Annotated in this window: 19 protein-coding genes; 9 read left to right on the top strand and 10 right to left on the bottom strand. The window is 40.7% G+C overall.

Translation table 11 applies throughout. The annotated features are described in order from the left end of the window. Positions 1-539 precede the first annotated feature (539 nt). The gene (gene moeB, locus VF06_RS34525) at positions 540-1,715 is read left to right on the top strand and encodes a molybdopterin-synthase adenylyltransferase MoeB (RefSeq protein WP_099071024.1); all 1,176 of its coding nucleotides are present in this window, start codon (positions 540-542) and stop codon (positions 1,713-1,715) included. A gap of 110 nt (positions 1,716-1,825) precedes the next feature. Then, positions 1,826-3,025, top strand: a complete 1,200-nt coding sequence (locus tag VF06_RS34530; RefSeq protein ID WP_099071023.1) for an MFS transporter — start codon at positions 1,826-1,828, stop codon at positions 3,023-3,025. A 298-nt stretch (positions 3,026-3,323) separates the two neighbouring features. On the opposite strand, the gene ftsH4 is transcribed toward VF06_RS34530, so the two are convergent. The 4 genes from ftsH4 to VF06_RS34545 form a co-directional block, all read right to left on the bottom strand. Further along, complete coding sequence (gene ftsH4 / locus VF06_RS34535) at positions 3,324-5,183, bottom strand: ATP-dependent zinc metalloprotease FtsH (RefSeq protein ID WP_099071022.1); 1,860 nt, start codon at positions 5,181-5,183, stop codon at positions 3,324-3,326. A gap of 25 nt (positions 5,184-5,208) precedes the next feature. Beyond that, positions 5,209-5,337 carry a hypothetical protein gene (locus VF06_RS43155; RefSeq protein ID WP_257208151.1) on the bottom strand — a complete coding sequence of 43 codons (129 nt, stop codon included), beginning with the start codon at positions 5,335-5,337 and terminating at the stop codon, positions 5,209-5,211. Beyond that, positions 5,298-5,564 (bottom strand): DUF2949 domain-containing protein, encoded by a 267-nt coding sequence (locus tag VF06_RS34540; protein ID WP_099071021.1) that lies wholly within the window; start codon positions 5,562-5,564, stop codon positions 5,298-5,300. Before VF06_RS34540 ends, VF06_RS43155 begins: the two co-directional genes overlap by 40 nt. Positions 5,565-6,305: 741 nt before the next feature. Then, complete coding sequence (locus VF06_RS34545; protein ID WP_099071019.1) at positions 6,306-6,749, bottom strand: TOBE domain-containing protein; 444 nt, start codon at positions 6,747-6,749, stop codon at positions 6,306-6,308. Positions 6,750-7,468: 719 nt separating this feature from the next. Between VF06_RS34545 and VF06_RS34550 the strand changes: the two genes are divergently transcribed. Beyond that, a complete protein-coding gene (locus VF06_RS34550; protein WP_099071018.1) occupies positions 7,469-8,266 on the top strand; it encodes a hypothetical protein in 798 nt (265 codons plus the stop codon). Between the two features lie 569 nt (positions 8,267-8,835). Here VF06_RS34550 and VF06_RS34555 read toward each other — a convergent pair. Next, positions 8,836-9,390 (bottom strand): acireductone dioxygenase, encoded by a 555-nt coding sequence (locus VF06_RS34555; RefSeq protein WP_099071017.1) that lies wholly within the window; start codon positions 9,388-9,390, stop codon positions 8,836-8,838. A 275-nt stretch (positions 9,391-9,665) separates the two neighbouring features. Here VF06_RS34555 and VF06_RS34560 point away from each other — a divergent pair, with 275 nt between their 5' ends. The 3 genes from VF06_RS34560 (at position 9,666) to VF06_RS34570 (ending at position 11,884) form a co-directional block, all read left to right on the top strand. Continuing rightward, positions 9,666-11,111 (top strand): deoxyribodipyrimidine photo-lyase, 8-HDF type, encoded by a 1,446-nt coding sequence (locus tag VF06_RS34560; RefSeq protein WP_099071016.1) that lies wholly within the window; start codon positions 9,666-9,668, stop codon positions 11,109-11,111. Between the two features lie 265 nt (positions 11,112-11,376). Further along, positions 11,377-11,622, top strand: coding sequence for a hypothetical protein (locus VF06_RS34565; RefSeq protein ID WP_099071015.1), 246 nt, complete (start codon positions 11,377-11,379; stop codon positions 11,620-11,622). Further along, the gene (locus VF06_RS34570; RefSeq protein ID WP_099071014.1) at positions 11,603-11,884 is read left to right on the top strand and encodes a hypothetical protein; all 282 of its coding nucleotides are present in this window, start codon (positions 11,603-11,605) and stop codon (positions 11,882-11,884) included. Before VF06_RS34565 ends, VF06_RS34570 begins: the two co-directional genes overlap by 20 nt. A gap of 261 nt (positions 11,885-12,145) precedes the next feature. Here VF06_RS34570 and VF06_RS34575 read toward each other — a convergent pair whose 3' ends face one another. Further along, positions 12,146-13,360, bottom strand: a complete 1,215-nt coding sequence (locus tag VF06_RS34575) for a glycosyltransferase family 4 protein (protein ID WP_099071013.1) — start codon at positions 13,358-13,360, stop codon at positions 12,146-12,148. 270 nt (positions 13,361-13,630) lie between these two features. Between VF06_RS34575 and VF06_RS34580 the strand changes: the two genes are divergently transcribed. Next, positions 13,631-14,650 (top strand): Npun_R2821/Npun_R2822 family protein, encoded by a 1,020-nt coding sequence (locus tag VF06_RS34580; RefSeq protein ID WP_099071012.1) that lies wholly within the window; start codon positions 13,631-13,633, stop codon positions 14,648-14,650. 131 nt (positions 14,651-14,781) lie between these two features. Here VF06_RS34580 and VF06_RS34585 read toward each other — a convergent pair whose 3' ends face one another. Next, on the bottom strand, positions 14,782-16,782 hold the full coding sequence (locus VF06_RS34585) for an AAA-like domain-containing protein (RefSeq protein WP_099071011.1): 2,001 nt from the start codon (positions 16,780-16,782) through the stop codon (positions 14,782-14,784). A 620-nt stretch (positions 16,783-17,402) separates the two neighbouring features. Here VF06_RS34585 and VF06_RS34590 point away from each other — a divergent pair. Then, positions 17,403-18,002 carry a cytochrome b/b6 domain-containing protein gene (locus tag VF06_RS34590; protein WP_099071010.1) on the top strand — a complete coding sequence of 200 codons (600 nt, stop codon included), beginning with the start codon at positions 17,403-17,405 and terminating at the stop codon, positions 18,000-18,002. Positions 18,003-18,364: 362 nt separating this feature from the next. Continuing rightward, entirely contained in the window at positions 18,365-19,249 is an 885-nt protein-coding gene (locus tag VF06_RS34595) for a ParA family protein (RefSeq protein WP_099071009.1), read from the top strand. A gap of 621 nt (positions 19,250-19,870) precedes the next feature. Here the strand turns inward: VF06_RS34595 and purD are convergent. From purD to VF06_RS34610, 3 genes are all read right to left on the bottom strand, one after another. Continuing rightward, complete coding sequence (gene purD / locus VF06_RS34600) at positions 19,871-21,157, bottom strand: phosphoribosylamine--glycine ligase (RefSeq protein WP_099071008.1); 1,287 nt, start codon at positions 21,155-21,157, stop codon at positions 19,871-19,873. Positions 21,158-21,270: 113 nt separating this feature from the next. Next, entirely contained in the window at positions 21,271-21,519 is a 249-nt protein-coding gene (locus tag VF06_RS39870) for a hypothetical protein (protein WP_180267956.1), read from the bottom strand. Between the two features lie 41 nt (positions 21,520-21,560). After that, complete coding sequence (locus VF06_RS34610) at positions 21,561-22,235, bottom strand: DUF305 domain-containing protein (RefSeq protein ID WP_099071006.1); 675 nt, start codon at positions 22,233-22,235, stop codon at positions 21,561-21,563. Positions 22,236-22,516 lie beyond the last annotated feature (281 nt).

A 22,516-nucleotide genomic window follows, 5' to 3' on the forward strand; every position in this document is an offset into this window, starting at 1 on the left:
ATTTTTCATTCAGCGTAGGCACTCCCCGTTTTGATGTCAGATATCAAAACCTTTACTAATTGGGAATCCTACCTTTTTTTGTCCCAAAAAACGATTCATATTTATATTGAGAATAAAAATAAAATTTTACCAGTATTAGTACTGTTTGTAATGTTATAAATATTTATAGCGTACTGAAGCAAATTTTTAGCGATCGCTTGTTTTTCTCCGACCTCACGAAATCGCGTTGCTCCCCATTACATTCGTGTCTACCCTTGTTGGTGAAAGTGTTAAACAAGTTGTCTAATAACTTTAGAGAAGAGGTATGAGCGAAATTAGTTAGAGTAATACTCAGAGTAATTGAGAATATAAGAGAGAGATGAATTTACGCTCTCACTGTTGAGTATTGCTTGAGTATCTATCCGCTAACCTAGTAGTAAACTAGAGTATTACTAGTAAAAAAACAACTAAAAGAAGTACCTGAATTTACTTCTAAGGGGTAAATTACTATTTATGTACTAGAATTACTAGATTAAACCTTGAAACCATTGGTAGACGGTATGTCGTTAAATCCGAATCTGGATGAAATCCAGTTGACCAAAGATGATTACGAACGCTACTCCCGACACTTGATTTTGCCGGAAGTAGGTTTGGAAGGACAAAAGCGCCTCAAAGCCGCTAGCGTACTATGTATAGGTACGGGTGGACTAGGTTCGCCACTACTTTTATACCTAGCCGCCGCAGGTATTGGACGCATAGGCATTGTGGATTTCGATGTTGTTGATACTTCCAATTTACAACGTCAAGTCATCCACGGTACTTCCTGGGTAGGTAAACCCAAGATTGAATCAGCAAAAGACCGTATTCATGAGATTAACCCTTATTGTCAGGTGGATCTCTACGAAACTCGCCTGAGTTCCGAAAATGCCCTGGAAATTTTCCGACCTTACGATATCGTAGTGGATGGCACAGATAACTTCCCTACAAGATATCTAGTTAACGATGCTTGCGTATTGTTAGATAAACCCAACGTCTACGGTTCCATTTTCCGCTTTGAAGGACAAGCCACTGTATTTAACTACGAAGGCGGCCCGAATTATCGTGACCTTTACCCAGAACCACCACCACCAGGAATGGTTCCCTCTTGTGCAGAAGGTGGCGTGTTGGGAATTTTGCCGGGAATTATTGGTGTTATCCAAGCAACGGAAACTGTCAAAATTATTATGAGACAAGGTAACACCTTGAGCGGACGCTTACTGCTATACAACGCCTTAGACATGAAATTCCGGGAGTTGAAACTGCGTCCTAATCCCATTCGCCCAGTGATTGAAAAACTGATAGACTACGAACAATTCTGTGGAATTCCACAAGCTAAGGCAGAGGAGGCCAAACAGCAGATGGAAATTCAAGAAATGACCGTTAAGGATTTGAAGGAATTGCTAGATAGTGGTGCGAAGGATTTTGTACTACTAGATGTCCGTAACCCCAATGAATACGAAATTGCAAAAATTCCTGGTTCAGTTTTGGTACCCTTACCAGAAATAGAAAACGGTGATGGGGTTGCCAAAGTCAAAGAAATATTAAACGGTCACCATTTGATAGCTCATTGTAAGATGGGCGGGCGATCGGCAAAAGCCCTCGCTATTCTCAAAGAAGCCGGAATCCTTGGTACAAATGTTAAAGGCGGAATTACCGCTTGGAGTCGGGAAATCGATCCCTCAGTTCCGGAGTATTAAAGGAGATGGGGAGATAAGGGGATGGGGAGATGGGGAGAGAATTTCACCCTATCTCCCCACCACCCCATCTTCCCACCTTCCCACTCTCCACTCTCTACTCCCCTGTGCTTATGACTACCTCAAAATCTTCTTTCAATATTTTATGGGTGCAAGTTTGGGTATTAGCTGCGGTGCAGGGGGCAATTACCTTGAGTTGGTTAATTTATAATAGTTACTTGCCGCAACTTTTGACCCAGTTTGGTTTTCCTGCTTCATTTGCTATTGGTTTATTGGTGGTAGAAAATGCCTTGGGTGCAGTGTTGGAACCATTGATGGGGGGATTTTCAGACCAAACTAGACGTTGGGTAGGGACTCGATTTCCCTTGATCTCGGTGGGTGTAATTCTGGCATCAGCTTTGTTTATTGCTATACCATGTTTTGTCAGCTTAATTCCGCCTACTATGATACTGCGATCGCTACTGCCAATCACTTTAGTAGCCTGGGCATTAGCAATGACAATATTTCGCTCTCCAGCTATATGCCTGTTGGGAACGTATTCTACACCAGCCGAGTTACCATTGGCAGCCAGTATTGTCAGTTTGACAGGAGGATTGATTGGCGCTTTTAGACCCATCGCCAACAAATATATTCTGAATTTAGGGCCAGTTTTAACCTTTGCAATTGGTTCTTTTGTATTGTTGGGTGCTGTGGCTGCGTTGCGGTTTGTTAATCCGCCAGAAACGCCGGTAGATAGACACAATGCACAGATAATACAATTTCCTTTACAAAAATTAGCTTTGATTTTAGGAACTGGTTTTGGTGTAGCGTGGGGTATCCGATTTTTGATGGATGTTTTGGGCAAAGTCCTCAAAGCCCAATTAAACACTGATAATATCGATATCCAAATGGTGGGGATTGGAATAGCGATCGCCGTTGCCAGCATACCTGCGGGCATGTTCGCTGTTAAAATTGGCAATCGTCAAGCAATGCTTTGTGGCATTTGTGCAACTATTCCAGCGTTACTCATGATGGCATTTATCGGCGTACAAATTCCCATAATTCTCCTCGTGATTGCTGGTTTTAGTTTAATTGTTAACGGGGTAATTCCTTTTGCTTTAGGACTAGTACCCCAAAGATGGGCGGGATTGGGAATTGGTACATATTTTGGTGGATTTGCTGCGGCCATGAGTTTGTTTGGCGCTGTATTTCCCCAACCGCAAACCATAACCCCTTTTCTAGGTGCAGTTGCAGGTGCAATGGCATTTTTCCTAGCTGGTGTTTGCATTGTAGTGAGTGGCATTTCTCAAGCCCCAACTAGCGCAGAGATTTAATGCAGAGATGGGAGTTGGGGACTGGGTATTATATCATGTTTACCTAAATACTTACGATAAGAATGACACGGTGACAGTGAGACGCGGGGACACGGAGAATTTTGAATCGTAAGTGATTACCCGAACTTGATATTATTCATCTAATGGAAATGAATGTAGAGACGTAGCATTGCTACGTCTCTACAAGGATTTCGGGTAAAGCAGAATTAATTTTTGGAGATATCTATTGAGGAAGAGAATGGGGGACAAGGGGAAAGACTGGTTGCAAGTTTTCTACCTCTCTCCTAGTCGCCAGTCCCTAATCACCTACAGATTTAACTTGACTCAACAGATTTTGCAGTTTTTCTCCTTCAATAACTTCTGTTTCCAAAAGTTGAGTGGCAATTTCTTCTAGCAAGTTTCGATTCTGTTTGAGAATCTCTAGGGCTTGTTCGTGGGCAGTTTCCACGATTTCCTTGACTTCACTATCAATGGCTTTGGCTGTGTCTTCACTCACCATCCGCCGGGGATTAGGCGCACCATTGCCCAAGAACGCTGCTTGTTGTCCCTGTTGGTAAGCTAGCGGCCCTAAGACTTTACTCATACCATAGGTGGTCACCATCCGTTCTGCCAAGTCTGTTGCTCGTTGCAAATCGTTAGATGCACCTGTGGTAATGCTGCCAAATACAATTTCTTCGGCGGAACGTCCTCCCAGCAGAGTGGCAATTTGACCGCGCAATTCTACTTCGTTCATCAAAAAGCGGTCTTCGGTGGGTAATTGCAAGGTGTAGCCTAAGGCAGCCATACCACGGGGGATAATGGAAATCTTTTCTACACGACCGTTTCCTGTAGTTAGTGCCCCGACCATTGCGTGACCGACTTCATGGTAAGCAACAATTTTTTTCTCGGTATCGCTCAATACACGACTTTTCTTTTCTAAACCAGCGACTACCCGCTCAATTGCTTCCGCAAAGTCTTCTTGGGCAACGGTTTGGCGTTGATTGCGGGCTGCTAATAATGCAGCTTCGTTCACCAAGTTTGCCAAATCTGCACCAGCAAAACCAGGAGTCCGAGTGGCGATCGCTTTTAAATCTACATCATCTCCTAATTTTACCTTTTGAGCGTGAATCTTGAGAATTGCTTCCCGACCAGATAAATCAGGACGGTCAACCAACACTTGACGGTCAAAGCGACCAGGACGCAGCAATGCAGGGTCGAGGCTTTCGGGACGGTTAGTAGCTGCCAGCACAATTACAGTTGCATCCCCAGCCGCAAACCCATCCATCTCAGTTAGTAACTGATTCAGGGTTTGTTCGCGTTCATCGTTACCGCCGTAGAAGCCGTTACTGCTACGAGATTTACCAATAGCATCCAATTCATCAATAAATACAATACACGGTGCTTGTTTTTTTGCCTGCTCAAATAAATCTCGCACCCTGGAAGAACCCACACCTACAAATAGTTCCACAAACTCGGAACCAGAGATACTGAAGAATGGGACTCCTGCTTCCCCTGCCACAGCTTTGGCTAAAAGTGTCTTACCAGTACCAGGAGGGCCGACCAACAGCACACCTTTGGGAATCCTCGCACCAATTTGCGTAAAACGTGCCGGAGTCTTGAGAAAATCTACAATTTCCACTAACTCAGTTTTCGCTTCTTCTACCCCAGCCACATCTTGGAAGGTAATTTTAGCAGATTCACCTTCAACATAAACCTTCGCTTTACTCTTGCCGATAGAAAGAACCCCTTGAGAACCACCAGCACCACGGGAAATAAAGAATTGCCAGATGCCAATAAAAATCAGTGGTGGAATCACCCAACTCAAAAGAGTTGTAAACCAAGTATTCTTTGGTGCAGGTGCAGCAGCAAACTCGACTCCTTTTTGTTCTAGGAGTTTGGGCAATTCCAAATCAAAAATTGGTGTAGTTGCAAACACCTGCCCTGGTTCGCTATTCTCTGTTTTTAATTCATAGAGAATTTGGTTTTGACCCACAGAAGCGCGGCTGACTTCCCCTTCTTGTACCTGATGAATAAATAAGCTGTAGGGAACGCCAGGAGGACGAGAAGCGAACAAACCAGGCAAAAAGAAATTTAAAAGCAGGAATAACCCTGATACTACTAGCAATACATTGGCAATAATTCTAGACCGTGGTAACTTTGGCTGTTCTTTAATTGTCATGGGTGTTATCCTTTTTAGTCATTTGTCATTGGGCATGGGGCATTGGGCATGGGGCATTGGGCATTGGGCATTGGGCATTGGGCATTGGGCATGGGGCATTGGGCAGAACAGGCTTCAGCCGTAGAGGAAAAAACTCATCTCCCCATCTCCCCATCTCCCCATCTCCCCATCTCCCCATCTCCCCCAGTTTCCAGTCCCACCCTCTTCTAGCCAATCAAAAATTTGGGCTAACTGGTCTAGGTTTATAAATCCGTATTGCCACAGGGTGATTGCTAGGAAGTTGGGAGTTTGTTGGCAATGTCGTAAGGCTAAGGAAATTGCGTTTCCAGAAATAGCCAATTCTTTTTCTAAAAAATTTACTAATTGGTTTGTGGCTTTCATCGCAATCTTAAGAAATATTAAATAAATTTATTTTTGATGGAATTTAAGAGACTTGACAAAACACAGGTTAAAAATACCTACATGCAAAGCAATACTTGTCGGTTAAGGGGAAAAGGGGAAGGGGAAAGGGGAAAGAAAAAACCTTTACCCTTTACCCTTTAACCCCTTCGGGGTGACGCTCCTTCGTCGCTAACGCTGACGCTAACGCCAGTCGCTCATGGGGGAAACCCCCAAGACCGCGCTGGCTCACCTTTTCCCAAAACCAAATTCCGAGTTGAAAATGCACAAAGCGAGCACTATTGACATACAAAGCAGTTTGCCAAAATCCATCAAAGTTTTGACTGCTGTTGTCTGAGATAAATCCAGTCTGCTATGAAGTATCTGCCTAATTGAGGCAATGTCTAAGACGAACGAACCTGACGCCAAGTCGTTCATGTTGTCTTCGTCCTCAAGAGTAATTAATTCTCCCTTTCAGCAAGCTTGGCTGAGATTTTTAATCTATGTAACTAAACTTAACAATTAAATTAATCTTTGGGAACTAAAAGTAAATACGGTTTACCGTACTTAGAGGAGGCAAACACCAGAGAACACCCTGACGCTGTGCGTTAGAGTGTCATTTTTGATATCTGCGATCGCATCGCTATAAAATACTCAATTTAATTTATCTTAAAGATATTCAGCATTAAAAATGTTAGTCAGTAAAATTTATCTTACTAACATTATTATCTGAATTACCATTTTTTATTCTCTGGCAATAACTATATCATTAGACTTAATAACTGCATAAGCTTCTTTTCCTACAGCTAGTTCCAATTCTTCAGCAGAAGCTCTAGTAATAATCGAGGTTAATTCTACTTTATGGATAATTTCGATAGTTACTTCACTATTAACTGCTCCATAAACTACTCGTTTGACGACACCTTTAAGAATATTGCGAGAACTAACTTTTAATGATTTTTTGGGAATGTTACTTTCTAACTCAGGCTTTTGGGTGTAAATTTCTTCTTCTTCTTCCGGCTTACCTGTTAGTGATATTGGTGGTGAAGAGTGCTGATTAAGACTACGCACGAGTTCCCGCAAAATTTCAGTCTTAGTACGTTGGGACTGTTCGCAGAATTCTTCTAGAATCTTCCGCTCTTCTTCAGAGGTTTGAAATGTGACCCATCCTTGTTCTTTTCTTGGCATAATATTATTAATTTTGATTCTCTTGTTACGATTCTACCAAGGATCAATTCTATAGCAATTCCAAATAATTTGTGAAATATTACATGTTAGGGTTGTTCGCTGTTAACCCTTGACAGTCAACACCGATATTGTTCACAACTGAAATAGGATTGCTATGGGTATCGTTTGAGTAATAACATTTTTTTTGGAGTAGTTTCTCCGTTTTTCAGGAAAATCGATCCATTAATCTCATACATTTAACTACATAGATATTTATTTTCTGTACGTGCAAAATAATTTGTTACTTGATAATGGATAACCATCATTACACATATACCAACAAAAATGGTAAAAAAATGATGCTTAATGGTTGTCCTGCGTCTTAGTCAATGTCAACGTCAAAGGCTGTCAACTGTTAACCGTCAACTTTCAACTATCAACGTGAAATCCCATCCCAATACTTGTCGGGTTTTGGGGGAAAGGGAAAGGGGAAAAGGGAAAGAAAAAACCTTTAACCCTTACCCTTTAACCTTTTCCCCAAACCAAATTCCAGTTTAAAATCCAAAACCCAAGCAGTATTGAATCCCATCCCCATTTTAAAGCTTGATATCTTCTCTTTTTGTAGCTTTTTAGCAGTTGCAGAGTTAATGTAGCAAAAAACTCGGCAAGCGATGTCTACGACAGGCTACGCCTACGCACGAGTACCATAGGATTATTTTATGTGAGTTGACAAAAAGGTGATGAAACACCTAAAATCCCGTTCTCAAGACCTGCGAAGTTTGTTTGAAAACAATATCACCATTGAATACGTTGCAGAACCCCTCAAAGCCATGCCAGCTGATGCAGAGGTGATAGAAGTGCTGCATTGGATGGAGGCACAAAATTTTGATGTCATCGGTGTTGAGAGGAGCGATACTATTACTGGTTATCTAGAACGTTCTAGTTTGATTGAAGGGAAATCTAGCAAATGTGGAGACTATGAACGGGTATTTCATCCCAAAGAATTAATTGCCATTTCCACCCCACTGATGAAGTTACTACCCATTTTGCAACAAACTCCCCGATTATTTGTTCTCGACTGCAATCAAGTGAGTGGAATTGTTACCTGTGGCGACTTGCAAAAAGCACCCGCACGAATGCTATTGTTTGGCTTGGTAACACTGCTAGAAATGAATCTTTTGCGGTTGGTACGGCTTTACTATCCTCAAGATTCTTGGCAACCAGTCCTGAAAAAAGAACGCTTAGAAATTGCTCAACGGCTGTGGCGAGAAAGCCAGGAAAGAAACGAAGCTACCGATTTGTTAGATTATCTACAATTCTGCGATAAGCGAGAGTTGGTTTTAAATCAACCAGAACTTCTCGAACACTTGGAACTCAAATCCAAGCGATTTGGCGAACGTTTCCTCAAGTCTGCTGAACAGTTGCGAAACCGACTAGCTCATGCCCAAAATTTAGTTACTGGTTCCTCTTGGACAGAGTTGATTTCTTTAGCAGAGGCAATGGAAATGCTGTTAATTCGCTGCGAAGAAGTTGAGTAATACCATTTTGGATTTTGGATTTTAGATTTTGGATTGTGAAACAGTTAGTAGTAATTGCTTTTGGCTATACATCTGTCGCAATCATTTTTCAAATTGGTATAAGGTTTATGGGAATTCCAAGTCAAAAAATATTCCATAGATGATTGTTGACGGTTGACTGTTAACAGTCAAGAACTTGAAGTGGAATCAATACTTGTCGGGTTTTGGGGGAAAGGGAAAGGGGAAAAGGGAAAGAAAAAACCTTTAACCCTTACCCAGTTGGCGAGCTTGTCGAACCATTAACCTTTTCCCCAAACCAAATTCCAGTTTAAAATCCAAAACCCGAGCAGTATTGGAAGTGGAATAATTTATTTTTTGGAGTTCCCTATTGTTGGTTAGAAATCTAATAGTGCTTCACTTTTCGCTGCTGTGGGGGCGGGTTCACAGAAGATTTACATCTTCCCACAAATAATTTTAGTAAACCCGCCCCTATCCCTTAAATATTTACGGGCATATCTATTTCTGGCTTTGAGGTGAGAATGCAACCATTAAGTAATAAAAACTACAAATATTTACAAGATAAATGATTTTTAACGCGGTTTATTCAGGTAATCAGTCATTTGAGTACCTGTATACTTAGGAACCCATCCTTCTGCATTTGCAAAATAGCGTACTGCTTTAAAATTCAATAATGCACTTGGGCTGCACCAATGCTCAACACCTGCGGGTATGTAGAGATAATCTTGTGCCTGAATTAAAAGCTGTACTTGGCTACCATCGGGTCGCACGAAGCCATAAATCGCTTCTCCTGCTAACACGTAGATGGGTTCAACAGTGGTGTGAGTGTGGTAACGACCGTATGTTGCGATGGACTGGTGAAGACTCGGCGAACCTGGATGAATATTTAGTAAGTCAGACCAGACAGTGCCATTTTCTTGCTGGATAAATTCAAAGACACTGTTATGGAGTTCTATAATATAAAGTTTTTCAGATTCTGTTAAAACTTCCTGGTCTAGCAGATTGGGAAAAAGGAGCGATGTTCCTGGGTCATAGTGTCTGAGTTCAATACCAAGAGGGGCAAGTTCACGAACTATTTCACTTAAATCGCTCTCAATTGTGCCTTCATCAAGTAGGAGTTTCGCCATAATCGAAAAACTAATTAACTATTAACAAAAGTATACTCAATTGTTTACTAAAAAACCACCATTGCCGATTGACAAACCGGGGAATGGGGAGATGGGGAGATGGGGAGATGGGGAGATGAGTTTTTCGCCTCTGCCTCTTGTGCCCAATGACTAATGACTAATGCCCAATGCCCAATGCCCAATGCCCAATTCCCAAAATAAATTTATCAACAGAATGATGCTCTTTGGTGCCATTAACATCTAAGCTAGTACGGGTGAACTATTTTGATTATGGAATGTCTGACTTAATTCTGTTTTGGCATCGTCGTGATTTACGTATTTCTGATAATACGGGATTGGCTGCGGCACGGCGGCAGAGTGCAAAAGTGGTTGGTGTATTTTGCCTCGATCCGCTGATTCTAGAACGAGATGATGTTGCCCCGGTGAGGGTAACTTATATGATTGGCTGTTTGCAGAAATTACAACAGCGATATGCTGAAGTTGGTAGCGAGTTGTTGATACTTCATGGTAATCCCGTGGAAAAGATACCAGCTTTAGCACAGGCGTTATCAGCGACAGGGGTTTTTTGGAATTGGGATGTAGAACCTTATTCTCAAGAACGCGATCGCACTATTATAAATACCCTCAAAGAAAAAAGTATTCAGTTTCTTAGCCAAAACTGGGATCAAATTCTCCATTCCCCAGAAGAAATACGGTCGGGTAGTAATCAACCTTATACGGTTTATACTCCCTTTTGGAAAAATTGGATTAGTAAACCTAAGAGTGAACCAGTAGAAACTCTGGAAAATGCACAGGGGTTAACGGAAACTGAACAGGAAATTGCAAAACAAGCAGGAGTGGAGGCCTTACCTTCTGCAAAAGATTTAGGATTTATTTGGGATGGAGGATTGATTCTTTCACCAGGAGAAGCGGCGGCACAAGCACGGCTAGAGGAATTTACTACTAAAGCTATTACTGAATACCAAGAACAGCGTAATTTTCCCGCAGTTGACGGAACATCGCAACTGAGTGCAGCTTTGAAATTTGGCGTTATTGGCATTCGCACTGTTTGGCAAGCCACAACCCAAGCACTAGAAAATAGTCGCAGTGAAGAAACTACAGCCGCTATCCGCACATGGCAACAGGAACTAGCTTGGCGGGAGTTTTATCAACACGCAATGTATAACTTCCCCGAATTGGCTGATGGTGCTTTCCGCGACACCTTTAAGAACTTTCCTTGGGAAACTAACGAAGAACATTTCCAAGCTTGGTGTGAAGGAAGAACTGGCTACCCCATTGTGGATGCTGCAATGCGCCAGCTGAATGAAAGTGGCTGGATGCACAACCGTTGTCGAATGATTGTAGCTAGTTTTCTCACCAAAGATTTGCTCATTAATCCCCAACTGGGAGAAAAATATTTCATGCAGAAACTGATTGATGGTGATTTATCTGCTAATAATGGTGGTTGGCAATGGAGTGCTTCCAGTGGGATGGATCCAAAACCTGTGCGAATTTTCAACCCAGCCAGTCAAACACAAAAATTCGATCCAGAGGCAGAGTATATTCGCCAATGGGTGACAGAATTGCGGTCTGTGGATACACAATATTTAGTTAGTGGTAAAATTCCACCTTTAGAACGCCATGCTGCTGGCTATCCAGAACCAATCGTAGATCATAAAATACAACAACAGCAGTTTAAACAGCGCTATCAACAACAAAAAACCGCCAGTAGTGCCCAGTAAGTGGAGTTGCGAACGCCAAAACCTTGAGGCGTTCTCGCAAAGTAGCGGCAAAATTGTCTGTTATCGGCAATTCAGCGGATATCATACTATCCTATAATTCACTGAGAAGCCGACTTTACAAAGATGGTAGGCTTTGGTTTTGGATGCTTCACCGCAAATGCCCTGATACTTTAATGTGGCTTGTTAATAAATTCCGCAAAAACACCGTTACTTAATTTGTATTTCCGATCAAAACTGAGAGCATCCAGTTGATTAGGGTTTATTTATGACCAGCCCTGTAACGACGGTTATCCAGGTCAATTTGAAGATGGCTCTGGAAGTAGCTCAAGAATTAGAGCAAGCTCCATACACCAAACTCGGTGCTTATTGTTTAGAAATTTTGCGAGAAATCGGATTTCCTGGTACTGAACTCCCAGATAACTTGCGGACTCGCGATCAGCAGCTCAATTTCATTACTGGCTTTGCGTCTTATGCTTTTGGGGAGGTACAAAATGTCCAAAGCATTAATTGAAGATATCTTTAATGATTCAGAAGAGGAACAAGAAATTACTTTTCCTGCCACAGATAGAGATTTATTAATTTTAACAGAAAAATTTTTAGGGTTTGAAATTCCCTCAAAGATTTTCTTGCAAGCTATCGCCATCGCTGCTTACGATTGTGCATCTGCTTTTCGCTACGTTGATAATTATTTGGCTATCCTCAAGAATAAGAATAAGCGTAAGCATAAAAAATTACTTACGTTCAAGGCTGTGACTAGTTTTGAAAATAATTAAGTCGTTTTTTGACAAATTCATACGATTGTGATTTGAAATTTTTGATTGTGTTCGGGCGTGCATCTTCTAAAAAACTAGTTATTCAGCGGATTTTTGGTAATTCCATTTATTGCGATCGTAAATTGAAATCGCTATAACTAAAACCCAATCAGGTTTAAATTAAGATAATTTGCATCACCAATAGTTTATTATAGAGACGTTGGATTACAGCGTCTCTACATACATTTGTTTTAATAATTGGAAACTTAAAACAATTCAGAGTTATCCAAGACAAATTTCTTCATACTTTTTGCCAGCGATATCCCAAGTGAATTCTGTTTCTACTAGTTGTCTGGCATTTTGGGACAATTGCCATCGCAATTGTGGATTCTCGAATAATTGACTAATGGCGCTGACGTATTCCCCTGGTTGATTGGCGCGTAATGCACGTAATGATTCGCTAGTACCGTCTACAGCTAATCCTTCTAAACCGCGATCGCTTCCCACTACTGGTACACCAGCTGCCATTGCTTCTAAGGTTTTATTTTTAATACCAAATCCAGTCCGCATCGATACAACGCAAATGGTTGCTTTGTGTAAATATTCTACCATTGAAGGTACTCGCCCAGTAACATTAATTCCTGGTTTTTTAGCAAGTGCTAAAACTTCTGATACAGGATGAGAACCGACTATATCAAAAGTTGTATCTGGATATTGTTTTTGGATTTCTGGCAATACTTCATTGCTGAAAAAGCACACAGCATCAACATTTGCTAAATAATCCATTGCACCAATAAAAATTAAATGATGTCCACCTGGGTCGCTTGTACGATAAGGAAAAGAAACTAAATCTACGCCATTGGGGATAACTGTAATTTTACTATTGCGATTAAATTCTTGTATTTGCAGTTTATCTTCTGCGGTTGTCACCACAATTTCCGAAAATTTAGCACAGTAATTTTGTTCGTAACGACGTAAAAGCGGCAGATTAATTTTGTCTCTCATTGTATTTTGAGAAATACCAATCGCTAGTTGTTTGCGACAGGTAGCATAAACAGAACTATGAACATTAACTATAGTTTTTACTTGTTTCTGAAAATGTGGCTGCACATAAATTTCATTGACGCTGTGTTCGCAAGTAATCACATCACATTTTCCTGCTTCTACCCAGTTGTTAACCCAGGTTTGCATCTCCAATGAATAGTGGTTGAGTACGCTGGGCGGTATCCCGTGTAATAAAAATTTACTAAATCGTTGTAACTTTTTTAACATTTTAGTTGTAGTCGCAGGTTCTTGCGGGCGATCGAAAACAACTAATTGATTTACACAATCACGTAATCCTACTAATTCCGCATCAGTAACGCCGTGTTCTCGTTGAGTAACTAGAGTAACATTATGACGTGCAGCTAAGTACTTAAGTAAATAAAATGTCCTGACTTGAGTTCCTCCCCTGGTGGGTGGGTAAGGAAAGGTGCAAGATACCATTAAGATGTTCATACAAGTAATGCATCAAATGTGATACATACACCATGACTGATTCATGCTTGTATGTCATCACAAGTATCCCTTAATATATGATTTGTAAAATTTTCATAAATTAAAGCAAACAAAAAGCTAATTACCCATTAACAGACAGTAATGGTAAATTTACTGTATAGTTTCATCTGAACTGTTGTTTTTACAGTCAAGTGTAAGTCAGTATGTAAGTGTCACTGACAACGTACTGAGCCAAAAAACTAGTCTATAAGTTAAGTAGGATTTAGCAAAATGAAATCATTTGGTATTTATACGCTCGCCAATGATACTGTATACGACCAATTAGTTGCTTTGCTAAACAGCATTGAGGCAAATGTTGGAGTAGATATTCCAGTTTGCGTGATTCCCTATAACCAGCAATTAGACCTGGTGAAGCAGGAAATCAAATCTAGAAAAAATGTCACACTTTTTGAAGATTGGGAAGCAATTCATCGCTGGGATAATTTCATCAATGACCTTTGGGACGCTCATCCCAGAGCCAATGATTCTAAATTCAATCGTCCGGGATGGTACAAAGGTTTTGTACACCGAAAGTTTGCTGCTTTTAATGGCGAATTTGAAAAATTTGTGTTTTATGATGCTGATAGTTTAGCCATGAAACCAATTGATGACATTTTTGCAAAACTCGATAATTACGATTTAATATTTAACGATTGGGAACATGCTAAACCCAGAGAGAAAACACAATTAAATCTAGAAGTACTTGAAAAAGTAACACAGCAAACAGAAACCCAATTGCGGGCAAAAATTCATTGTGATAGCTTTTTTGGTTCTAAGCGGCTACTTTTTGGTGGCGAAGATTTAGATATCATTAAACAAAGATGGATTGAAAAACGTGAATTTGAATGGATTCGTCCAGGTTCTTGGTGGTCTAGTTCTGGCATATTCGTTTATATAACTTTATACGGCGATCGCCCAATATTTAACTTTACCCTCAGTCCGAATCCTGAAGATAGAACAGGTAATTGTGCTAATGCTGACCGATTCGTAAATATTAATAATGTTCTTTATAATCAAGATGGTTTAAAACCAATTCATCGCATTCACTACATGAGTTATTCTTCTATTGACTTTACTCGTTTATGTCAAGGAGAAGATGTGAATATCGATTATAGAGATGAGTTTTTATATTATCGATTTCTCAAAGAACCAGAACTAAAACCAAAAGAATTAAAAGTTCCTAGCGTCATGTCACAAATGAATCGTTTTTTGAAAAAATCACAAAAGAAACTTCAGAGAATGATTTCCTAATTTATGGTGATATTAAAAGGAAATTACAAAAAATAAATTATTCCGGTTCCTGTCGTTGACTGCTGACTGTCAACCGTCAACAGTCAACAATCTTCTGTGGAATATTTTTTTACTTGTAAGTACTTAAAAACTTAACCCAAAACAACGCGATCGCGTCCTTGTCTTTTAGCATGATAAAGTGCTTTTTCCGCAGCATTAACTAAATTAGCAGGTTCAGTTTCAACTGCGGGAATAATACTAGCTACGCCTAAACTCACAGTCAAAACAGGAGCAGGTAAACCACCAATGCTAGGATATTCACACTGAATTGCTAAAGCTTTTACTTCCTCTCGAATAGATTCGGCGATGTACATTGCAGCAGCAACATCTATTTTGGCGAGAATCACAAATTCTTCACCACCATAACGAGCCACCAATACCTCGCTGTTGTCATCTCTCATATCTGCTTTTGGGAAGGTTGCAGAAGAATTAGTCGAAGGATAAGCAATTTTTGTGGAAAATGAAAAACTACTAGTACCTAGCAAGAATTTTACACAATTACAGATAGTATTAGCAATTGCTCGTAAACAGCGATCTCCTGCGGTGACGCCATAAGTTTTATTATAAATTTTGAAATAATCAATATCACATAAAATTAGTGATATTGGGTTAGACTGATTAACAGAGTTTTGCCATTCAATTTGTAGGAAAGTTTGAAAATAGCGCCGATTTACTAATTGAGTTAGTTCATCTAAATTAGAAAATACAACTAATGATTGATTTTTTCGATAAAAATGTTCAACAAACTTAGGATGAAATTGTTCGTGATTTTTGAAATGTACGCGAAAATATAAACGATATAATTCACATGTGGGAGTACAGCGATCGCCTTCTAAATTAATTAGCCCCATGCCCTGTAATTTATATGCCAATGCTGGCTCTAATTTCACATAATTTTTAGCGTCAATTACTTGATAAAAAGCGGCTGCTAAATTTGGTTCATCCCGTAATGCTAATATATATTGCTTTAAATACTCATGATAAATTCCTGATTCTGTAGGTGCTTGTTGCAATAGTTGTTTTAAATTGCCTTGTAATCCTCCTTTACCGACAAGATGATATAAAGCCAATCGTACCAAATAAGGATGTCCTCCCAGCATTGCCATTAAACTGTCAGCGTCTTTACCATCTGTCCAATCCAAACCGTGACGTTGCGCTAAATCTTGAACTTGTTCTTTAGTAAAAAAAGTCAATTTTATCAGCAAACCAATATTAAATGGCGATTGTGTCAGTTTGATGGGAACGAGAATTTCCGTAGAATAAACCAGAATCAAGCGGAGTTTTTGCCAAATTTCAACTGCTTTAGCTTGTTCGTGCCAAGAACGCACTAATGATAACAATTCTCCAGCAATTTCCTGAGAATCAAACACCCAATCAGCTTCATTCAACACCAAAACCACAGGAGTTGCCAACGCAGGCAACAAATAATATTGGAAATAGATAGAGCAGCTGACTTTGCTACCCATTTCTTCATCCCAATAATCATTGAGTTTTGTTTCTAGCTGTAATTCCCGACTGACATTGGCACAAAACCAGCGCAAAAATTTATCTAAATTGGCAAATACTGTTTTGTCTGCTTGCTGGAAATCTAAACTCACCGTGTGGAAGTTTTGCTTTTTAGCCCATGCAAGTAAGCGGAGAACTAAAGAGCTTTTACCCATTTTTTTGGGTGCTTTGATGCAGATAACACTTCCTGGTTGAGCTATTTCTGCATAGGCGAGTTCCTCAATGGGTGGGCGAGAAATGTAGAATCTGGAATTGAGGGATACAGGGCCACTGGGAAATTCCAAAGATACAGCTATGGCAGCTTGGTTAAATTCCCTGATTAATTGCTGATGTACTTTACCAAGACAATGATTTTCTAGAGTGTGGCGGAAATTAAATTCATTTATCGATTCTTTGTAAAAATTACTGAGAATTTGCCATAAATCAGTAGCAACTTTCCTGACCCGTTCTTCAGGATAATTGTTTTCAATTGCTATATTGATGTCGGTTTTTCCTTCCCAGGCAGAACGCAATATAATTTCTTGGAGTGTTGTTAAACCGGTAGCTTGGCTGGCTTTTAATAAGAGTACTACTTCATCTATGGTCATTATTGATTGACTCTAATTAAGCATAAAATTGTCTCGCAGAATTTTTGTTGGCAAGTGGATTTAGCTTATAGTGTGTGCGTAAGAGCTAGCTGTTTCCCAAAACTTACAAATAAGCTTGGATAATTTTTGGAATCTCAGATTTTTGATATGATTCGATCATAGAATTTTTTTGGCAAAGTATTTGAGTGGGATGAATTTGGTAAGGCGATGCGGATACTGGGGACGCACAAGGATATTACTGAACACGAGGCGATCGCTATTTAACAATACCAAATATCAGAACAACTCCCAAAAGAAATTGCCCAACGCTAGTCTCTCTAAACCCAAGTCAGGGAAAAATCCCAACAACTAGAAATTAGCCTGCAAAACTGCAATCTACATAAACATAAGCTATTAGACTTATTAATTGCACAGTCACTTATCAGGTTCTTTGACTGTTGACGGTTAACAGTCAACAGTTAATATGAAAAGATGTACTAGTTAAGGGACTTCCAAGTAAAAAAATATTCCATAGAAGACTGTTGACTGTTGACTGTTGACGGTTCACAGCTAACAGTCAACAGTCAACGCATTATTAGCTAACCAACTACATTCCCTACTCCCATTCCCAATTAAAATCTATGACTTCAAGCATTCCTAGCAAACCGCGAAAGTTACCTACCCAAACAATGGGAGCGAAAATATTTCATTGGTGTAACATCATTAGTTTGTTTCTCATGCTCACCAGTGGACTACAAATATACAACGCCAACCCTGTTTTTGGTGGACGTGCAGGCTTACATATTCCACCAATCTTTACCTTGGGAGGTTGGCTTGCAGGAGGTAGACATTGGCATTTTGGAGCAATGTGGCTATTTTCATTAAATCTCTTGTGGTATGGAATTTATATTTTAATAACTAGACGTTGGCGACATCGATTTGTAGGAACTAACGACCTGAAAGCATTACAAAAAACTCAAAATTCCCAGCGACTCATTTATGCTTGGCATCGGATTGCATATACAGCAATTATTCCTATTTTGCTGCTGGCAATATTTACAGGAATAGGAATGTATAAGCCTGCTCAATTTCATTGGATTGTAGATTTTTTTGGTAGTTGGCAAGCATTACGAATCGTTCACTTTGCTTCAGTACCAATGGTTATTTTTTTTGCAGTAATTCACTATTTATTAGGACGCAAAGCAGGGGGTTCTGAACTTACAGAGTCAATGTTTTGGTAAAAGAAAAGGGCATTGGGGAAGTAGGGGGTGATGAGTGATGAGTGATGAGTGATGAGTGATGAGTGATGAGTGATGAGTGATGAGTGATGACTTACAGCAATTTTCAGGTAAATAGACCACGCGGTAGGGGCGCAAAGCCTTGCGTCGGTACAATGATTCGATTTGAAAATGTGTATTCCATTGAATTGAAAACCACCATAGGAATTTATTGTTCTCCTCTCTGCTCTCTGTATCACCCATCTCCCCATCTCTACTTAAGACACTTTTAAGTGTGTCAAAATATTAAATTTAATGGAAGATTTCATAGATCCACAGGGGTGTACGCTACCTAGATGGAAATGCGTTAACAAAGGACTAAATCAATGGGATATGTAATTGCTACTGCAAATATGAAAGGTGGTGTTGGTAAAACCACCCTTACTGTCAACTTAGCTACCTGTTTGGCTAAAAATCATGGCAAGCGGGTGCTTGTTCTTGATTTGGACAGCCAAATTAGCGCTACGCTGAGTCTGATGTCACCATTAGATTTTGCTAAGCGTCGCAAACAAAGTAAGACATTTAGATATCTCATAGACGAGGTTATCAATCCAGAACCACAAGCAAAGCTGACAATTCAAGATATCATTCAATCCACTGTTTGTAATCTTCCTGGACTAGATTTATTACCAGGAGATATCGATTTGTATGATGAATTTGTTGTATCAGAAATGCTGCATCAACAAGCAACTGCTTTGGGCGAACAAGACTTTGAAAGCATTTGGAATCGCTTTGAAAGAGTTTTGATAAACAACATTTTAAAACCTGTACGGCAAGCATATGATTTTATCCTTCTCGATTGTGCCCCCGGTTATAATCTCTTGACTCGCAGCGCTTTAGCCGCGAGCGATTTCTACATACTTCCTGCTAAACCAGAACCTTTGTCTGTAGTAGGTATTCAACTACTAGAAAGACGAATTGCTCAATTAAAAGATAGTCACGGCAATGAAACTAAGATAGATATAAAAATGCTAGGAATTGTTTTTAGTATGTCTAGTGCTAATCTGCTGACTGGTAGATACTATAAACAAGTAATGCACCGTGTTGTGGAAGATTTTGGTGTTGAAAAAATTTGTAAGGTACAAATACCAGTTGATGTGAATGTTGCTAAGGCTGTTGATAGTTTTATGCCAGCCGTACTAAATGCTCCTCAATCACCTGGTTCAAAAGCATTTTCTCAATTAGCTCAGGAGTTGTTACAAAAATTATAGTTTTACTTAATCATTCATCAACAACAAAATTCCCTAATCATATCAGGTTCCAATACTTGTCGGTTAAGGGGAAAAGGGGAAGGGGAAAGGGGAAAGAAAAAACCTTTACCCTTTACCCTTTAACCCCTTCGGGGTGACGCTCCTTCTCTGCGAGACGCTGCGCGAACGTCGCTAACGCTGACGCTAACGCCAGTCGCTTATGGGGGAAACCCCCAAGACCGCGCTGGCTCACCTTTTCCCAAAACCAAATTCCGAGTTGAAAATGCACAAAGCGAGCAGTATTGTATCAGGTTCCCTTGATTACTTATGAAACCTGAAAAACCCCAAAGAGCCAAAGCTACGCTTTGTCTCCCCTCCCCTTAGCAAGGGGATTAAGGGGTGGGGTGCAATAGACCTCTTGCAATCAATTGCTTTTTGGACTCTTGCGATCAAAGGGATACATGTTAAAGGGAAAAGGGAAAATACCAAACCTTTCCCCCTTTCCCCTTCCCCTTTTCCCCTTCAGGGCCCCCCTTCCCCTTTTCCCGACTTATGCAAGAAGTCTAATGGCTGTGGGAATCATAACTAATTAGGCGGACATGATAAGCTGTTCCACATTTAAGGCAGGTCTAGTATGCTAATTTATTGCTTCCCACTCAGTACTCTGTGCCCGATATCTCTCCGGTAATATATCCCCTCAAATTGAATATATTTAATTCCTGCATAGGCTTGGGCGATCGCTTTTTCAAAATCTTCTCCGATTCCAGTGACGTTTAATACCCGCCCTCCATCTGTCACCACTTGTTGTTGCTGGTTCAATTTCGTACCTGCATGAAACACAGTTACTCCGGCTTTTTCTGCTTCTCCAATGCCAGTAATCACCTTGTTTTTCGCATATTCTCCAGGATAACCGCCAGATGCAGCGACAACTGTGGCGGATGCTCCTGATTTCCAAGCAATGGGCGGTAATTCGCTTAAACGCTGCTGTACGCAGGCTAAAAGCAATTCTGCTAAAGGTGTGTCTAACAGTGGCAAAATTACCTGGGTTTCTGGGTCGCCAAAGCGGCAGTTAAATTCCAAAACCTTGAATTTGCCATCTGGTGCAACCATTAACCCAGCGTAGAGTACGCCACGGTAGTCGATGCCTTTGGATCTTAAAGAGGCGATCGCTTTTTCTAAAACTTCCGTTTGAACCCGTGCCATTAACTCTGGTGTAGCAATGGGAGTAGGCGCATAGGCTCCCATACCGCCAGTATTTTCCCCGCTATCCCCCTCACCAATGCGCTTATGATCTTGAGCTGGCAGTAAAGGTCTAATTGTTAATCCATCAGTTAATGCTAAAACCGATACCTCTTGCCCAATTAAACATTCTTCAATGACCACAAATTCCCCAGCACTGCCAAACTGCCCTTGAAAAATCGCGTCAATGGCACTTTGCGCTTGTTCAACTGTTTGTGCCACCGTTACGCCCTTACCGGCAGCCAAGCCATCAGCTTTGACAACAATTGGCGCTCCTTGAGACTTGACATAAGATTTTGCTGCTGCTGCCTCAGTAAATACCGCAGCCCGCGCCGTGGGAATCCCGGCTTCCTGCATCAGAGCTTTTGCCCAGGCTTTGCTCGCTTCAATTTGTGCCCCTGCTCGAACTGGGCCAAATACCATCAGTCCTCGTTCTTGGAGATAGTCAGTGATTCCCTTAGCCAACGGAACTTCTGGCCCCACAACCACCAGAGAAATACCATATTCTAGAGCGTATCGGCTTATACCCTCAAAATCATCTACCGACAGCAGCAAGTTCTGGCAACGTTCCATAATTGCTGTGCCTCCGTTTCCTGGTACACAAACAACTTGCTCAATTTGCTCGGATTGCAGCAATTTCCATGCCAGAGCGTGTTCGCGTCCCCCATTCCCTACAACTAAAACTTTCACTGATTTCCTCGTGCGTCCCTTGCGAAACGAGAATGCCCTATTCGATTCTCGCGGATAAAATTTTCCATACTCATGACACGCTTGATGTCACGATGGTTTATCTTACCATCTGCTTACTTCAAAAAACCTGCCTTTGAAGGGATTGGGCATGGGGCATGGGGCATKGGGYATTGGGGATGGGAAGAGGACAAGGTAGACAAGGTAGACAAGGTAGACAAGGTAGACAAGGTAGACAAGGTAGACAAGGTAGACAAGGTAGACAAGGTAGACAAGGTAGCAATCTTTCTCTCCGAAGTTCTGATGGTCGGAAACCTCCGCTCAGACTTCTCTCCTTGTCTCCCTTGTCTCCCCCATCTCCCCATCTCCCCATCTCCCTTATCCCCCACCGACCTATCCCACAAAATCACTGGTTATACCAACTTTTCCGCCATTGCTGCATTTCTTTAATTTCTGTATCTTGTGCTTTGATAATTTCTTGGGCTAATTGTTTGATTTCGGGGCGTTTAGATTTAGTTAAAGCGTCTTTTGCCATTTTTACAGCCCCTTCATGGTGAGGAATCATGGCATTAATAAAGCGCAAATCAAATTGAGCATCAGCCGCGCCTAAGTCTTGATTCATCATCATGGCTTGCATTTGCTCTGGTGACATCTCCATTGTGTGACCCATTTGACTGTGATAGGCCACTGGTTTATCTCCTGCGTTGGGATACCAAGCTTTTCGCCACTGCTTCATTTGGGTAATTTCTTGGTTTTGCGATTTGATGATATTGTCTGCTAGTTTTTTGATTTCAGGACGTTTGGATTTTTGTTGTGCAACATTCGCCATTTCCAAAGCCCCTTGATGGTGTGGTATCATCCCATCGATGAACCGTAAATCAAAGTCAGCATCGGCTGGGCCTAAATCCATTCCCATGCTGTGATTCATGTGGTTATTGCTATCACTGGTAGCAGTTGCGTTTGGAGTTTGTGTTAAGTTCTGGGAAGCAGCATTGGAACAGGCTGTGAGTAATCCACTGGTTGAAGCGATCGCCACAAAACTCAACGCTAAAAAACTTTTTTTCAAAGATAGCAGTTGCATAAGTTTTATCCAACAGTTTCCTAATTCTATATTTACTTGTTAATTTTACAAATCCAAATGAAATTAGGATGAAATTTTCAAATTTTAGATTTTATATTTAAAAGTGGTCTATCGCATTAATTTTGAGGGTTTTAAAGAACGAACCGCAAAGAACGCATTCGCGCAGCGTCTCGTCAGAGAAGAGCGCAAAGTAAGAAAAATTAAGAATAAGTTCACTTATCAGAACTAATAGGACAGATCAGTTTTAAATATAAAAATATTCTAGCGTAGAGATAAACGGC

It is taken from the genome of Nostoc linckia z4, assembly GCF_002608075.1.
GTDB classification, from domain to species: domain Bacteria; phylum Cyanobacteriota; class Cyanobacteriia; order Cyanobacteriales; family Nostocaceae; genus Nostoc; species Nostoc linckia.

Excerpts from the sequence above, each read along its gene's own strand:
- VF06_RS34565 (WP_099071015.1), top strand. The coding sequence starts at position 11,377 with ATGACCAGCCCTGTAACGACGGTTATCCAGGTCAATTTGAAGATGGCT.
- ftsH4 (WP_099071022.1), bottom strand. The coding sequence starts at position 5,183 with ATGACAATTAAAGAACAGCCAAAGTTACCACGGTCTAGAATTATTGCC.
- VF06_RS34550 (WP_099071018.1), top strand. The coding sequence starts at position 7,469 with ATGAAACACCTAAAATCCCGTTCTCAAGACCTGCGAAGTTTGTTTGAA.
- VF06_RS34610 (WP_099071006.1), bottom strand. The coding sequence starts at position 22,235 with ATGCAACTGCTATCTTTGAAAAAAAGTTTTTTAGCGTTGAGTTTTGTG.
- VF06_RS34590 (WP_099071010.1), top strand. The coding sequence starts at position 17,403 with ATGACTTCAAGCATTCCTAGCAAACCGCGAAAGTTACCTACCCAAACA.
- VF06_RS43155 (WP_257208151.1), bottom strand. The coding sequence starts at position 5,337 with ATGGGGAGATGGGGAGATGAGTTTTTTCCTCTACGGCTGAAGCCTGTT.
- VF06_RS34585 (WP_099071011.1), bottom strand. The coding sequence starts at position 16,782 with ATGACCATAGATGAAGTAGTACTCTTATTAAAAGCCAGCCAAGCTACC.
- VF06_RS34530 (WP_099071023.1), top strand. The coding sequence starts at position 1,826 with ATGACTACCTCAAAATCTTCTTTCAATATTTTATGGGTGCAAGTTTGG.
- VF06_RS34540 (WP_099071021.1), bottom strand. The coding sequence starts at position 5,564 with ATGAAAGCCACAAACCAATTAGTAAATTTTTTAGAAAAAGAATTGGCT.
- VF06_RS34570 (WP_099071014.1), top strand. The coding sequence starts at position 11,603 with ATGTCCAAAGCATTAATTGAAGATATCTTTAATGATTCAGAAGAGGAA.
- VF06_RS34575 (WP_099071013.1), bottom strand. The coding sequence starts at position 13,360 with ATGAACATCTTAATGGTATCTTGCACCTTTCCTTACCCACCCACCAGG.
- VF06_RS34595 (WP_099071009.1), top strand. The coding sequence starts at position 18,365 with ATGGGATATGTAATTGCTACTGCAAATATGAAAGGTGGTGTTGGTAAA.
- moeB (WP_099071024.1), top strand. The coding sequence starts at position 540 with ATGTCGTTAAATCCGAATCTGGATGAAATCCAGTTGACCAAAGATGAT.
- VF06_RS34560 (WP_099071016.1), top strand. The coding sequence starts at position 9,666 with ATGTCTGACTTAATTCTGTTTTGGCATCGTCGTGATTTACGTATTTCT.
- VF06_RS34555 (WP_099071017.1), bottom strand. The coding sequence starts at position 9,390 with ATGGCGAAACTCCTACTTGATGAAGGCACAATTGAGAGCGATTTAAGT.
- VF06_RS34545 (WP_099071019.1), bottom strand. The coding sequence starts at position 6,749 with ATGCCAAGAAAAGAACAAGGATGGGTCACATTTCAAACCTCTGAAGAA.
- VF06_RS34580 (WP_099071012.1), top strand. The coding sequence starts at position 13,631 with ATGAAATCATTTGGTATTTATACGCTCGCCAATGATACTGTATACGAC.